Genomic DNA, 14,580 nt, shown 5'->3' with positions numbered 1-14,580 from the left:
AGTATTGGATGATGCAAAAAAATCCCTCAATGTGAGGGATTTTTCATGTGTGACTTAGTTGACGCCATGTTCACGGGTCGCCGTGAATTTAATGTCCGGATGGCGCTCTTGAGCAAGCGTTAAGTTCACACGCGTTGGCGCGATGTAAACATATTCCCCAGAATGGTCAATGGCTAAGTTGTCATAGCATTTATTGATGAAGTTCTCAAAGGTTTTGCCATCTTTACAAGAGACCCAGCGAGCGGTGGAAACATTCACCGCTTCAAAGATGCAGTCAACATTGTAGTCGGTTTTTAGGCGATGCATGACGACGTCAAATTGCAAAATACCCACCGCGCCAATGATCAAATCATTGCTGTTGAGCGGTTTAAAGAGCTGGGTTGCCCCTTCTTCACAGAGCTCTTCTAAGCCTTTTTGGAGCTGCTTCATTTTAAGCGGATCACGTAGGCGCGCACGGCGGAACAATTCAGGGGCAAAGTCCGGAATCCCTGTGAACACTAGATCCTCGCCTTCTGTAAAGGTGTCGCCAATGCGGATGGTGCCATGGTTATGAATACCAATGATGTCGCCAGCATAAGCTTCTGTTAAGTGTTCACGTTCTGAGGCCATGAAGGTTAAAGCATCTGGAATTTTGATGTTTTTGTTGATGCGTGCGTGGCGAGCGGACATGCCCGGTGAATATTTACCGGAGCAAATGCGCATAAATGCAATGCGGTCACGGTGTTTCGGGTCCATGTTCGCTTGGATTTTAAACACAAAGCCTGTGAATTTCTCTTCTGAAGGTTCCACAATGCGGGTTGTGGTGGCATGACCTTTTGGCGGCGGGGCGATTTTCACAAAGCCATCGAGCATCTCTTGCACACCAAAGTTGGTGACGGCAGAGCCAAAGTAGACAGGTGTTAATTGACCGGCTAAGTAATCCTCTAAATTAAATTCGTTACTTGCCCCGCGCACCAACTCTAATTCTTCACGGAACTCATTGGCTTTCTCGCCCAATACTTCGTCGAGCTCAGGATTGTCTAAACCTTGAATGATGCGGCTGTCATGTTTTTTACCATCTTTATGCACTTCATAGAGCGCCACATAATCATCAATTAAGTGGTACACGCCTTTGAGCTCTTTGCCCATGCCAATTGGCCACGTGATGGGCGCGCATTGGATTTTTAACACATCTTCCACTTCATCTAATAGATCAATCGGGTCTTTACCTTCGCGATCTAATTTGTTGATGAAAGTCATGATGGGCGTATCGCGCAGGCGGCAAACTTCCATGAGTTTAATGGTTCGCTCTTCAACACCTTTTGCACAGTCGATCACCATTAAGGCAGAATCCACCGCTGTGAGTGTGCGATACGTATCTTCAGAGAAGTCTTCATGCCCCGGTGTATCGAGCAAGTTGATCATTTTGTCTTTATACGGAAACTGCATCACAGATGAAGTGATGGAAATCCCGCGTTGTTTTTCGAGTTCCATCCAGTCTGACGTTGCGTGACGCGCCGCTTTACGACCTTTGACCGTACCGGCTAAGCTGATCGCACCCCCAAAGAGAAGGAGCTTTTCGGTCATTGTGGTTTTACCTGCGTCAGGGTGAGCAATAATCGCAAACGTGCGTCTGCGTTGCATCTCTTGAATCATTCCTGCCATAAATGTCTGTTGCCTAATTAAAAATTCGATAAACCAACCATTTTACATGATTTGTCGCCATTGATGGCAAATAAAAATATGGATTTATAGTAAACTGAGCGCACCGATCCATTAAACTAAAAAGGATGTGCCATGTCAGACTTTGATCGTAACTGGGCGATTTATTTAAACCATTATCGCCCGGATGTCCTCTTTCCCGAAATGCCTCAGCCTGTGAAAGCTGCGCGTCCGATTGCCTCGCTTTTAGAGATTGCAGATGAATTTGATGTCATGTTGCTCGATGGCTTTGGCGTATTGAATGTGGGACCTAATCCCATCGATGGCATGCCAGAGGTGATCAATGCCTTAATGGCAAGCGGCAAACAGGCGTTTGTGTTAACGAATGGCGCAACATTTCCTGTGGCCATTAATGCGGCGCGTTATCCTAAATGGGGTTATCCGATTCCATTGGCGCAAGTGATTTCATCGCGCATGGCGGCAGAGCATGCGATTGCTGCGCACCCATTAACAGCCCTTGATCAATTGTGGGGCGTGGTGGGTTCGCCTCATTATGATGCTTCGACCATTGATGCAAGAACGGTGTATTTAACAGAAGAGAACATTGATAAAGTCGATGGCATTCTCTTTTTAGGTACGATGGAATGGAGCCCTGAGAAACAAGCGTGGCTTGTTGAGCATTTAAAGAAACGTCCGCGCCCCATTTTGATTGGTAATCCCGATGTGTGCGCACCTTTAGCCACAGGCTTTACGGTGGAACCCGGGCAATATGCGTTAGACTTTAAAGCAATTGATGGTGTGGATGTGCAGTTTTTTGGCAAACCCTTTCAGCTTTGCTATTCATTGAGCTATGAGCGAATTCGTGAAGTGGTGGGAGATGTCGCCCTTGATCGTATTTTGATGGTGGGCGATACCTTGCATACGGATATTTTAGGGGGCAACACTTGCGGCATGAAAACGGCATTGATGGCCGATTATGGCTTTTTAAGGGGGCAGGATCCTTATCCATATATTGAAGCTTCCGGTATTACACCAGACTTTGTGGTGAGTCGCGCGCATCACAAATAAATGACCCACAAAAAAAGCTGGTTTTCACCAGCTTTTGTTTTATTCATCATCGTCTAACGTTGAGATTTCACAGTTGTTATTGGTATTGCCATGCAATACACATTGCTCTAAACGCTCAGCTTCGCTATAAGGAGAAGTACACGCGGTCAGGCAAGCAAGGGCAGCGATGAGAATCATGAATTTTTTATACATTGATGGATTCCAAATAGATCGATTAAACACAGTGAGAGTGTAGCAATCTTCAGATGGTAAATACAATGGGATTTGGAAATTTAGATATTGACTGAGTGAGCCAAAAAATGGCGGAGCGGACGGGACTCGAACCCGCGACCCCCTGCGTGACAGGCAGGTATTCTAACCAGCTGAACTACCGCTCCGTGAGATCAGAAGTGTGAAGATAATGGCGGAGCGGACGGGACTCGAACCCGCGACCCCCTGCGTGACAGGCAGGTATTCTAACCAGCTGAACTACCGCTCCGGAATCTCTTCAACTTCAGAGGAGTTGCATTATACATAAGAAAAACGCTTTGTCACATCTTTTTTGCGATTAGATCAATAATCAGTCAATTTGATGTGTCGGTATTGCCAATAAATCTATGAATTAGGATAAAAAAGAGTTTGAAAACAATATTTTCTATAAAAAAGGCGTAAACTATATTTTTTGTATGAAAAAGGTGAAATGGATGAATGAAACCATTTTATTGACGGGGGCTTCTGGTTTTTTAGGGCGCCGCATTGCGCGCTTTTTACAAAGAACCGATGCTTATTTGATCACCACGAGCCGACAACAAGAGAGTTATCCGAATCATTTGGTGCGTGATCTTGCCAATGTCACCGCGGAAATTGCCCAGAATGTGGATACGGTGATTCATTTGGCAGGTTTAAATGAAACGGCCAATGCATCAGATGCTGATTACCACACCGCAAATGTGGAGCACAGCGTGAAATTATTAGAATCTGCCATGGCAGCAGGTGTGCGGCGCTTTATTTTCATCAGCACCACAAAGGTGCATGGTGAAGCAGGCATGGACATTACAGAGAACAGTCCATTTGCGCCAGCAACTGCTTATGCGCGCTCAAAGCTTGCCGCTGAAATGGCATTGCAACAAACGGCAAAAGATCGCATTGATTTGGTGATTTTGCGTTTGCCACTGATTTATCACATCGATGCCATCAATGAATTTGGGCATTACATTGCCATGGTGAAAGAAGGGCGTTCGTTGCCGTTTGATAAAATGGACAATCAGCGCACAATGTTGGCGCTGTGTAATTTTGAATCTGCACTGAACGCGGTATTAATGCAACCAGAAAAGGGCAGTGACACTTTTATCATTGCCGATGGCTTTGCGTTAAGCACCACGGAGATCTTTAAAGGCATTGCGGTTTCTGCTGAAGTGCCCTTGCAACTCTTTTATCTGCCCAAAATCATGGCCAAAGCCAGCATGAAATTGACAGGGCGCGCGCGTAGCTTTGATGAATTATGGGGAAGTTATGTGGTGAATAGTCAATATGCACAAACCACGCTCAATTGGCAGCCTGCGCGTGATTATGTGGCCAATCTCTCCAACTAATTTTGGTTATCTGCTACTATTAATGGTCATGATCGAATCGATAAGGAAATCATTATGAAAACGAAAACCTTAGCTGTATCAGCATTGATGGCATCACTTTTGATGGCGCCAAGCTTTGCAGGACTCACATTAGATAACATTTCAACGGATCATTCAGTCACCGCAACTGTGGATATGGACAACAAAAGCTTTGCCATCACAGGCGGCTGCAACACGGTCATCGGCGGCATGGACATCAATCAATACGATACGTTCATCGCAGAGCGTAATTTAGCATCAACTTTAATGGCATGCAGTGAGCCCTTAGAATTGATGAGCTTACGCATTCAAAGCTTTTTAAACAATCAGCCTAAAGTGGTGCGTGAAGGCAATCAACTTTTTTTAGTGGGCACCATTGAAGGGGAGACCCGCAGCGTATATATGCCTTTAACGCTTGATCAAGGCAGCTTTAAGGATGTGAAAGCAGAAGCGTATGAGCGCATTTTCATCTATGTTTCAAATGAAAAGGTGCCTTGCCCAAATGATCCAAATGCCAAGTGTTTACAAATCCGTGAAAATAAAGAATCTGTGTGGCAGCCTTATGAAGGGACGATTGAAGGATTTTCCGCAGAGCCTGGCATTGCGTATCGCCTTCGTTTAAAAGCGTACAACAAAGGTACGAAAGAAGAACGCTGGGTGTACGATATGGCCGTGGAACAAGAAGTTGTTGAATAAATGAAAACACAAGACATTGAGGATTATCATTCTCTGATCCTCAATCGTGTGCCGATGATGGATGTGCGTGCACCGATTGAGTATGTCACTGGACATCTGCCCACCGCCATCAATTTGCCCATCATGAATGATGATGAACGAGCACAAGTGGGTACATGTTATAAAGAAAAAGGCAGCGCCGCAGCGGTTGCGCTTGGGCATCAATTGGTCAGTGGTGCGAATAAAGCCGATAAAATGGCCGCGTGGCAAGATTTTTATCATGCGCATCCTAATGCCGTGATTTATTGTGCCCGCGGTGGCATGCGCTCTCAAATCACGCAACATTGGCTCTCAGAGAGGGGCGTGGACATTCCCCGCGTGCATTTAGGTTATAAAGGGCTGCGCCGCTATTTATTATCAGTTTTAGACAATGCCCCTAATCATGCAATGCTCATGATCAGCGGCAATACAGGCACTGGTAAAACCGACTTACTCCATGAGTTTTCAGCATCGATTGATTTAGAAGGACTGGCGAATCATCATGGTTCTGCCTTTGGGAAAACGTTAACGGCGCAACCCTCACAAGCTCTGTTTGAAAATGAGTTGGCTGCATGTTGTGTGCTTAAAGAGAAAGAGCCGCTGTGGCTGATTGAAGATGAAAGCCGCAATATTGGTAAATTGTATCTGCCAGAATGCTTCCATCAATCCATGAAGCAAGCGCCTGTTGTGATCATTGATGAACCGCTTGATCATCGTTTAGCGCGCATCAGTCAGCTCTACTTTTCAGAGATGTCGGCACAATATCAGCAGCAATATGGTGAGGCAAAGGGTTGGCAGCAGTATGCGGCTTATTTACACCATGGTTTATTTGCCGTGCAAAAGCGCCTAGGGCTTGATCGATATCGTGATCTAGATGCTGCCCTCACACATGCCTTACAGGTGCAATGCAATACGGGCGACATCAGCGCGCATTTGAATTGGCTTGAACCCTTATTGACCACATATTATGATCCGATGTATGAATATCAATTATCACAAAAGCAAGATCGCGTTCTATTTCGTGGCAATTATGGGGCGATTCGTGACTTTGTCAGCCACCATTTATTGACACAAAATGAATTGCTTAACTAGAAAGTGGGAGCAAAATTGGAAAGTCAGGTGGTGAGCGCTATTTTTTGATAATATAGCACCATTTTATGTTCCCCTATTTGGATTGAAGGTTATTGGCATGTCAGAAAAGAAAGGCTCTTGGTTTTCCCGTCTTTTTAGATCAAAAAAAGAAGAACAAGTTGAAAAAGTTGACGAGGTGATTGAAGCACCGGTTGAGACGGTCGAACCTGTTGTTGCCGAGGAAAAAGCAACCTCTGAGGCATCTTTAGCGGCGGTTGAATCTGCCATTTCCGTCAATACCGCGGCTTTAAGTGAATCAGAAACGTTAGACATTGCACCAAATCAACCGCATCACCATGAAACCATTGCAGAGATCGAAGCCGAAGAAATCTTCGAAGCTGTGGCGGAAAATGTGGTGGCGCAATCGGTTGAAACTGGTGAAACTGTTTTAACATCAGCGCCAGAAGCGGCGCAAACCATTGCCGATACTGAAGAGAAAATTGCTGAAACGATTGAAACGGCACATGCACAAGAGATCGCGCATACCGTTGAAGAAACGATTAAAGCGCCTGAAGCTGTGTTGCAAGAAAAGCCAAAAACAGGATTCTTTAAACGTTTAAAAGAGCGCTTAGGTAAAACCCGTGATGGCATCACCGCAGGTTTAGCGGATCTTTTTATTGGTAAAAAATCCATTGATGATGACATTTTAGAAGAGTTAGAAACGCGTCTTTTGATGGCGGATGTCGGCGTTGAAGTGACGCAAAAATTGATCGCTAACATCACAGCTGAAGTGTCCCGTAAGAATTTATCAAATGTTGATGAGCTACTTGCTGCATTGAATAAAGAGATGGTGGAAATCCTCAAACCTGTTGAAAAACCGCTGGTGGTGGACAATACAGAACATTCGCCTTATGTGATTTTGATGGTGGGCGTCAATGGCGTGGGAAAAACCACCACCATTGGTAAATTGGCAAAAAAATTCCAATCTGAAGGTAAAAGCGTGATGCTTGCCGCTGGCGATACCTTCCGTGCTGCGGCCGTTGAGCAGTTGAAAGTATGGGGCGAGCGCAATAACATTCCTGTGGTGGCACAAAAAGAAGGGGCAGATCCTGCATCTGTGATGTTTGATGCGATGGAATCGGCTAAAGCCCGTAAAGTGGACATTTTAATTGCAGATACTGCAGGGCGTTTACACACGCAAGCAGGCTTAATGCAAGAGTTGGCGAAAATTCATCGTGTGATGGGGCGCGTTGATGAATCTGCACCACATGAAGTGATGCTTGTGGTGGATGCATCCACGGGGCAAAATGCCTTAAATCAAGCCACGCAATTTAATGAGATTGTCAAACTCTCCGGCATTACTTTTACCAAATTAGATGGCACGGCCAAGGGCGGGATCATCTTTGCCATTGCCGATAAGCTCAATGTGCCTGTGCGCTTTATTGGCGTCGGTGAAGCCATTGATGACTTGCGTCCCTTTGAAGCAGAAAGTTTTGTGTCTGCCATTGTGGGTCAAGCCTCAGATCACGCATAATTTTTAACGCACGAGAACTCTATGAAAACATTGATCACACGCATGACGCTTTTTGGCGTTATGGTGCTTGCCGGCTGTTCGACCAATCATTTCCCTGAACCTAAATCGATGGAACCGATGGTGGAATTTTGGGAGCGCGTTTATAGTGAATGGAATGAAAATCAAGCGGTTTATCATGACAATCGCTATTTAAGTGTGATCTATGATGTGGTGCCCGTGCCGAATCAAGATCGCCGTGACTTTTTGCGCGCGAATGAAAACATTCTGCGTGAAGAACTTGTGGACATGGTGGCGCGTTATCAAAATAAAGAAAAGCTCACGCGTAATCAGCGCCATTGGGTGAAATTGCTTAAAAAAGCCGGCGGCGAAGCGGCCATTTATGGTGCGCCAGAGCGCTTGCGTTATCAAACAGGTTTAAAAAATAATTTCCGTAAAGGTTTAGAGATCAGTGGGCGTTATTTACCTGAGTTCAAAGCCATCATGAAGCGTCACAATGTGCCTGAAGAGATTGCGTATTTACCACATGTGGAATCTTCATTTCAAGGGCGGGCGTATTCACACGTTGGGGCAGCAGGCATGTGGCAATTTATGCCAAGCACGGCGCGTGATTATATGCCCATGCAGCGCAATGTGATTGATGGTCGTTTAGATCCTTTTATGGCAGCAGAAGGTGCAGCGCGTTATTTAGGTGCCGCAAATCAACGCACGCAAGCTTGGCCATTGGCATTGACGGGATACAATCATGGCGTCGGCGGCATGGTGCGCGCGAAAAATCAATTGGGCACCGATGACATTGGCAAAATCGTTTGGCAATATCAAGGTGATCGTTTTGGTTTTGCCTCACGTAACTTTTATGCTGAATTCTTAGCCGCTAAACGCATTGCGGATAACAGTGACAGCTATTTTCCCGGGCTTCATCCCCAAAAGCCACGTAAAGTGGATGCCATCACTTTAAATGCACCGATTAAAGTACGCGATTTGGCCAATGCTTTGATGATTTCAGAGATTGATTTAATTGAGCTCAATCCTGCATGGCTAAAAAATATTCAAATCAACCAAGCGGCGATTCCTGCGAATATTCCGGTTTGGTTGCCTAAAGGCACTGCGAAAAGAATGTCCCAAGATATTGGCAGAGTCTACGATAAGCGCTAGGATAACACAGCATTGACTTTTTTGAGGTGGCCATGAATCCATTAGAGCAGTTGAATCAGTTAGGGCAAAGTGTATGGTATGACAATATTTCCTGCGAGATGTTAGCCGCAGGCGGTTTATTGTCCACTTTGATTAAAGAGGATGATTTAAGGGGTGTGACCTCTAATCCTGTGATCTATGATCAAGCGATTCGCTCTGGGCATTATGATCAGAGCATTCGTGATTTACAAAAAGCCTCAAAGTCCGCTGAGACGATCTTTTATGATTTGGCAATTGCCGACATTCAAAAAGCCTGTGATCTTATGCTGCCCGTCTATCAAAAAACCGAAGGGTTAGATGGATATGTGAGCTTAGAAGTGTCACCGAATTTGGCTTTTGATGTGATTGGCACCATCACAGAAGCCAAAGCCCTTTGGCGCCGCATTAATCGAAAAAATGCCATGATTAAGATTCCTGCAACGATTGCAGGGATTGAGGCAATGAGCCATTTGATCTCTGAGGGGATCAACATCAATATGACGTTGATTTTCTCCATCAAACGCTATTTACGAGTGATTGAGGGATATTTATCGGGCTTAGAAACGCGCGTTGCGGCAGGGCGACCGATTGCGAATGTGGCTTCTGTGGCAAGCTTTTTCATCTCCCGCATTGATGCGGCGATTGATCCAAAATTGGCAGACATTGCCCCAGAATTACAAGGCACGATTGCCATTAGCAATGCCAAAATGGCACATGCTGAGTTATTGAAACATTTTGGGCATGCACGCTTTGATTCATTGTCCCGTAAAGGTGGGCGCATTCAGCGTTTGCTGTGGGCATCAACGGGCACCAAAAATCCTACGTACGCAGACACATTATATGTGGATGCATTGATTGGCGCGCACACCATTAATACAATGCCGCCTGCGACGTATGTTGCGTATAAAGATCATGGCACGCCAAACGTGCGTTTAGAGGATGATTTAGCCACAGCAGAAGCGAATTTACGCGCATTGAGCGCACACAATATTGATCTAGAATCAGTCACACAAACCTTAGAAAAAAATGGCATCGAGCAATTTACAGCAGCGTTTAATGCTATGATGATGACCATTAACGAAAAGTTATCAACTGTTTAGAAAGAGAAAAGTTATGATTATTAAACCTAAAATTCGCGGATTCATTTGTACAACAGCACACCCGACAGGTTGTGATGCACATGTGAAAGCACAAATTGACTACATTCGCGCAAAAGGTCCACTCAAAGATGGTCCAAAACGCGTATTGGTGATTGGTGCATCCACAGGTTATGGTTTAGCCTCGCGCATTGAAGCGGCTTTTGGCAGTGATGCGGCAACAATTGGCGTGTTCTTTGAAAAACCTGGCACAGAAAAGAAAACAGGCACCGCCGGCTGGTACAATTCAGCGGCGTTTGATAAATATGCCAAAGCAGCGGGTTTATACGCAAAAAGCATCAATGGCGATGCCTTCTCAAACGAAGTGCGCGCAAAAGTGATTGAGCTCATTAAAGAAGATTTAGGCACAGTCGATTGCGTTGTGTATTCATTGGCATCACCTGTACGTAAATTGCCAGAGACTGGCGAAGTGGTGCGCTCTGCCTTAAAAACCATCGGTGAAACATACACAGCGCCATCGTTAGACACCAATAAAAATGAAGTGATTGAAGCCTCTGTTGAGCCTGCAACCGCTGAAGAAATCAGTGATACAGTCACAGTAATGGGCGGTCAAGATTGGGAGCTTTGGATGAAAGCCCTGGATGAAGCCGGCGTATTGGCTGAAAATGTGCAAACTGTGGCATATTCATACATTGGGACTGCGATCACATGGCCAATGTATTGGCATGGCACTTTAGGAAAAGCGAAAGAAGATGTTGAGCGCGCAGCACGTGAAATCAACGCAATGCTTGAAGAAAAATATCAAGGGCATGCTGCCGTTGCGGTTTTAAAATCTGTGGTGACACAAGCCTCTTCTGCCATTCCTGTGATGCCACTTTACATTTCTGCGGCGTTTCGTGTGATGAAAGAGTTGGATTTACACGAAGATTGTATTGAACAAATTCAACGCTTATTTGCCACATGCATGTACGGTGAAGGCGGCGAAGTGGATGAATCCGGCCGTTTTCGTTTAGATGATTGGGAATTGAAACCAGAAGTGCAAAGCGCTTGTGAGTTGATCCTCAAAGAAGTGAAAACAGACAGCATTGATAGCTTAACGGACTATAAAGGCTACAAAGAGAACTTTGAGCGTTTATTTGGCTTTGGTTTAGCGGGTGTGGATTATGAAGCAGACGTTTCCCCGATCGTTGAATTTGATGTGATTGAAATGGTGTAACCCATGAAAATTGAATTGAGTAAGCCGTTTTATGTGGATCGCGTCACCATTGTGGGCATTGGCCTGATTGGTGGATCTTTAGCGCGCGCCTTGAAGAAAAACAACGCTGTGGGCACAGTGGTGGCTTATGATGTCAATGTCGATGCGCTCGAAAAAGCAAAAGCATTGGGCGTTGCTGATGAAGTCACCACAGATTTAGCAGAAGCGGTGAAAGATTCAGACATCATCATCATGGCAACCCCCATCACGGTGATGGGGCGTTTGGTCAAAGAGATGTTGCCGCATTTAAAAGAGGATGCCATTGTCAGTGATGTGGGCTCGACGAAAGGTTCAGTGATTCGTACCATCACAGAAGCGGTGGGTTATTTGCCTAAACGCTTTGTGCCTGCGCATCCGATTGCAGGGACGGAAAAGCATGGCGTTGAGAACTCATTTGCCGAGCTCTTTGAAAAGCGCCGTACTTTGATCATCCCCCACATCAATAATAATCATAGCGCGGTGACCACATTGACAAAAATGTGGGAATCGGTGGGCTCGATTGTCGAAGAGATGGGCGTGGTGCATCATGATCAGGTGCTTGCGGCGACATCCCACATTCCACATTTATTGGCGTACAGCACTGTGGATACGTTGGCAAATTTGGATGATCGCGCGGAGATTTTCCGCTTTGCGGCAGGTGGCTTTCGTGACTTTACGCGCATTTCCACCTCAAATCCTGAAATGTGGACGGACATTTGTTTAGAGAACCGCGAAGCCGTGTTGCAAGTGTTGCGCGCATATTTGAAGAAAATTGCTTTGGTGGAAGAGGCGTTAGACAAAGAAGACCGCGAAACCATTTTAGAGATCTTCAGCCGTGCGAAACACGCAAGGGATAACTTTTATCACGAACCTTAACTACAAAAGAAGGAACGGATGTCTAGAGTCGTTGATGAAACAACATTAAGAGATTGGTTTGCACAATGCCAAGAGAGTTGGCCTCAGGCAGAGTATCAGCTCTTTCTTGAGCACCAAAATGACCCAAGTTTCAAGCGTGCCCTTGAAACCGCCTATTTATTGGGGCAAGTTTCTGGGATTCAGCTTCGCATCATTGCGATGCTCTTTGTGCTTGAAATTCCTCTTGAACAAGTGCCAGAAGGCTATCACAGCTTTTTGCGTCAATTGAATCTTTTAAAAGAGACGAGCAATCTATCCGGTGCGCAGGAGAAAACGAAGGAGATCCTTCGTAAAATGCTGCTCGCCATTGTGGAAGATGTGCAAACTCTGGTCATCATTCTAGCGAATCAAGTGGTGCGCATGCGCCACCTCAAACATGAGCCCGATGAGATTAAAATTCTGGTGGCAGAGCAAACGCGTGATGTGTTTGCACCATTGGCCAATCGATTAGGGCTCAGCCGTTTTAAATGGGAATTAGAAGATGAAGTGCTGCACTATTTAAAGCCGCAGGATTATAAACTCATCTCTAAAAATCTCAATGAAAAGCGCATTGACCGAGAAGTCTACATTCAATCCATCATTAAAGAAGTGGAGGATTTAATCGCCGCTGAAGGGATTGAAGGGGAAGTCTCTGGGCGCGTCAAACACATCTACAGCATCTGGAAAAAGATGACCACAAAAGGTAAATCTTTTGAAGAGTTGCTCGATGTGCGTGCGGTGCGCGTCATTGTGAAAAATTTATCCGATTGTTATCGCGTCCTTGGTATGGTGCATGAAAAATGGCCGCCATTGCCAAGAGAGTTTGATGATTACATCGCCAACCCTAAGCCCAATGGTTATCAATCCCTGCACACAGCTGTGCTTGGCCCACAAAATAAAGCCATTGAAGTGCAAATTCGTACCCGAAAAATGCATGAGCATGCAGAGCTTGGCGTTGCGGCTCATTGGCACTATAAAGAGTCGGATGCATCCCTCAGCCAGCAAGCAAAACTCAATCGCGTGCGTCAATTGCTCGATCAAGAGGCAAACAGTGAATCTTCTAAAGAGTTGTTAGATAAAGATCTCTTTGGTGAAAATGTTTATGTGTTAACGCCAAACCGCGAAGCCATTGAGCTTGTGGCAGGGGCAACGCCGCTCGATTTTGCTTATCAAATTCACACCAATTTAGGGCATCGCTGCCGCGGGGCAAAGGTGAATGGGCGCATTGTGCCATTGACATATGTGCTCAACAATGGTGATGAAGTGGAGATTTTAACGGGTAAAAATGCAGCGCCTAGCCGCGATTGGCTCTCGCCCCATTTAGCGTATGTGAAATCAAACCGCACGCGTGCTAAAATCCGTTCATGGTTCAAGCAGCAAGCGCAAGAGAAGAACATTGCCGCTGGTAAGCAGCTCCTTGATCGTGAATTTTCGCGCTTGAATTTAAACTTATCACCCGATGCGCTCCTTAAAATTGCCAAGCGTTTAAACTGTAATTCCATCAATGAATTGCATGCGCAATTAGGTGCGGGCGAAGTCACCATTAACCAGTTTTTGACGCGTTTGCCGAATGCATAACCTGCGGATGAACCCACCATTACGCCAGATTCGCTCATTCGTCCTCAAACGCAAACTAAAGGCAATGATGCCGGCGTGCGTGTGCAAGGTGTGGGCAATTTATTGGTGCAGATGGCCGCGTGCTGTAAACCTGCGCCCCCTGAATTGATCGGCGGCTTTGTGACGATCAATCGTGGCGTGGTGATCCACCGTAAAACGTGTTCAAACTTTATCAATATGATTGAGCAGTCGCCCGCCCGCGAAATTGATGTGGATTGGGGCTATGATGCAGAGCAGCGCGTCACATCTGATTTGATGATCAAAGCCCATTCCCATCAAGATTTATTGAAAGAGGTCAATAACCTCATCACCAATGAGCAACTGCGCATCATTGACATCAATATGAAAAGTGAAGGCAATGGCATTGCCCAGATTTTTGTAACGTTGGAATTGAACCATTTGAATCAATTGAGCCGTTTGATTGATCGCTTGAGTCAATTGCCATTTGTGATTGAAGCCCATAGAAAATAGAGGTTCGTATGAAAAAATTATTCCTTTCAGCCGCAGTTCTTCTTTTAACCGCAGGATGTTCACACACAATGACAGATCATGACGGCAAAATTGCCACCGCACAAGATTTAGAGCACCACAATTATGTATTGGTTGCCATTGATGGTAAAGCGTACAAAACCGCCGCCAATGAAATGGCACCGAACATTGAGTTTGGTGAGAAAATGCATCTATCGGGTGCGATGTGCAATAACTTCTTTGGGCAAGGCGCCATTAAAGAGGGTGTATTGACGGCTAAAGGCGTGGGCATGACACGTAAATTCTGTGCAGATGCCACGTTAAATCAATTAGATCAAACCATTGGGCAATTGCTTGAAAAAGGCGCAACTGCGACATTACACAATGATGGTCAGCGCTTAGTGTTATCTGAAGGCAAAACACAATTGACCTTTGAATTGAAAGATCATAAGTAACATTATAGTCTTAAAAAAGCGGTCAATA

The 14,580-nt window shown here is 45.4% G+C and carries 14 protein-coding genes and 2 tRNA genes; 12 read left to right on the top strand and 4 right to left on the bottom strand.

What is annotated here, in order from left to right; all coding sequences use genetic code 11:
• Positions 1–54: 54 nt before the first annotated feature.
• Complete coding sequence (locus B9T10_RS04995; RefSeq protein WP_008316418.1) at positions 55–1,644, bottom strand: peptide chain release factor 3; 1,590 nt, start codon at positions 1,642–1,644, stop codon at positions 55–57.
• 132 nt (positions 1,645–1,776) lie between these two features.
• Between B9T10_RS04995 and B9T10_RS04990 the strand changes: the two genes are divergently transcribed.
• Positions 1,777–2,709: an HAD-IIA family hydrolase gene (locus tag B9T10_RS04990; RefSeq protein ID WP_094538000.1), complete on the top strand. Its 933-nt coding sequence runs from the start codon at positions 1,777–1,779 to the stop codon at positions 2,707–2,709.
• 39 nt (positions 2,710–2,748) lie between these two features.
• Here B9T10_RS04990 and B9T10_RS10185 read toward each other — a convergent pair whose 3' ends face one another.
• The 3 genes from B9T10_RS10185 to B9T10_RS04980 form a co-directional block, all read right to left on the bottom strand.
• Complete coding sequence (locus B9T10_RS10185) at positions 2,749–2,901, bottom strand: hypothetical protein (RefSeq protein WP_008316420.1); 153 nt, start codon at positions 2,899–2,901, stop codon at positions 2,749–2,751.
• 108 nt (positions 2,902–3,009) lie between these two features.
• Positions 3,010–3,086 (bottom strand) — tRNA-Asp (locus B9T10_RS04985).
• A 24-nt stretch (positions 3,087–3,110) separates the two neighbouring features.
• Positions 3,111–3,187: transfer RNA gene (locus B9T10_RS04980), tRNA-Asp, on the bottom strand.
• 205 nt (positions 3,188–3,392) lie between these two features.
• On the opposite strand from B9T10_RS04980, the gene B9T10_RS04975 reads away from it, so the two are divergent.
• The 11 genes from B9T10_RS04975 (at position 3,393) to B9T10_RS04930 (ending at position 14,552) form a co-directional block, all read left to right on the top strand.
• Positions 3,393–4,280, top strand: a complete 888-nt coding sequence (locus tag B9T10_RS04975; protein ID WP_094537999.1) for an NAD-dependent epimerase/dehydratase family protein — start codon at positions 3,393–3,395, stop codon at positions 4,278–4,280.
• A gap of 54 nt (positions 4,281–4,334) precedes the next feature.
• Positions 4,335–4,994 carry a DUF4377 domain-containing protein gene (locus B9T10_RS04970; RefSeq protein WP_094537998.1) on the top strand — a complete coding sequence of 220 codons (660 nt, stop codon included), beginning with the start codon at positions 4,335–4,337 and terminating at the stop codon, positions 4,992–4,994.
• Positions 4,995–6,104, top strand: a complete 1,110-nt coding sequence (gene mnmH / locus B9T10_RS04965) for a tRNA 2-selenouridine(34) synthase MnmH (protein WP_094537997.1) — start codon at positions 4,995–4,997, stop codon at positions 6,102–6,104.
• A 97-nt stretch (positions 6,105–6,201) separates the two neighbouring features.
• Positions 6,202–7,617 (top strand): signal recognition particle-docking protein FtsY, encoded by a 1,416-nt coding sequence (ftsY, locus tag B9T10_RS04960; RefSeq protein WP_094537996.1) that lies wholly within the window; start codon positions 6,202–6,204, stop codon positions 7,615–7,617.
• A 21-nt stretch (positions 7,618–7,638) separates the two neighbouring features.
• On the top strand, positions 7,639–8,769 hold the full coding sequence (locus B9T10_RS04955) for a lytic transglycosylase domain-containing protein (protein WP_094537995.1): 1,131 nt from the start codon (positions 7,639–7,641) through the stop codon (positions 8,767–8,769).
• A 32-nt stretch (positions 8,770–8,801) separates the two neighbouring features.
• A complete protein-coding gene (tal, locus tag B9T10_RS04950) occupies positions 8,802–9,887 on the top strand; it encodes a transaldolase (protein WP_094537994.1) in 1,086 nt (361 codons plus the stop codon).
• A 13-nt stretch (positions 9,888–9,900) separates the two neighbouring features.
• Positions 9,901–11,100: an enoyl-ACP reductase FabV gene (gene fabV, locus B9T10_RS04945; protein WP_094488217.1), complete on the top strand. Its 1,200-nt coding sequence runs from the start codon at positions 9,901–9,903 to the stop codon at positions 11,098–11,100.
• Between the two features lie 3 nt (positions 11,101–11,103).
• On the top strand, positions 11,104–11,994 hold the full coding sequence (locus tag B9T10_RS04940) for a prephenate dehydrogenase (RefSeq protein ID WP_008316433.1): 891 nt from the start codon (positions 11,104–11,106) through the stop codon (positions 11,992–11,994).
• An 18-nt stretch (positions 11,995–12,012) separates the two neighbouring features.
• Positions 12,013–13,590 carry a RelA/SpoT family protein gene (locus tag B9T10_RS04935; protein ID WP_246782152.1) on the top strand — a complete coding sequence of 526 codons (1,578 nt, stop codon included), beginning with the start codon at positions 12,013–12,015 and terminating at the stop codon, positions 13,588–13,590.
• 75 nt (positions 13,591–13,665) lie between these two features.
• Positions 13,666–14,100 (top strand): ACT domain-containing protein, encoded by a 435-nt coding sequence (locus tag B9T10_RS10285; protein ID WP_246782151.1) that lies wholly within the window; start codon positions 13,666–13,668, stop codon positions 14,098–14,100.
• An 8-nt stretch (positions 14,101–14,108) separates the two neighbouring features.
• Positions 14,109–14,552, top strand: a complete 444-nt coding sequence (locus B9T10_RS04930) for an META domain-containing protein (protein ID WP_063503813.1) — start codon at positions 14,109–14,111, stop codon at positions 14,550–14,552.
• Positions 14,553–14,580 lie beyond the last annotated feature (28 nt).

Origin of the sequence: Wohlfahrtiimonas chitiniclastica (genome assembly GCF_002252325.1) — a bacterium.
GTDB lineage: Bacteria > Pseudomonadota > Gammaproteobacteria > Cardiobacteriales > Wohlfahrtiimonadaceae > Wohlfahrtiimonas > Wohlfahrtiimonas chitiniclastica.
The sequence above is the reverse complement of the archived record's forward strand: the minus strand, read 5'-3'. Positions and strand labels throughout refer to the sequence as shown.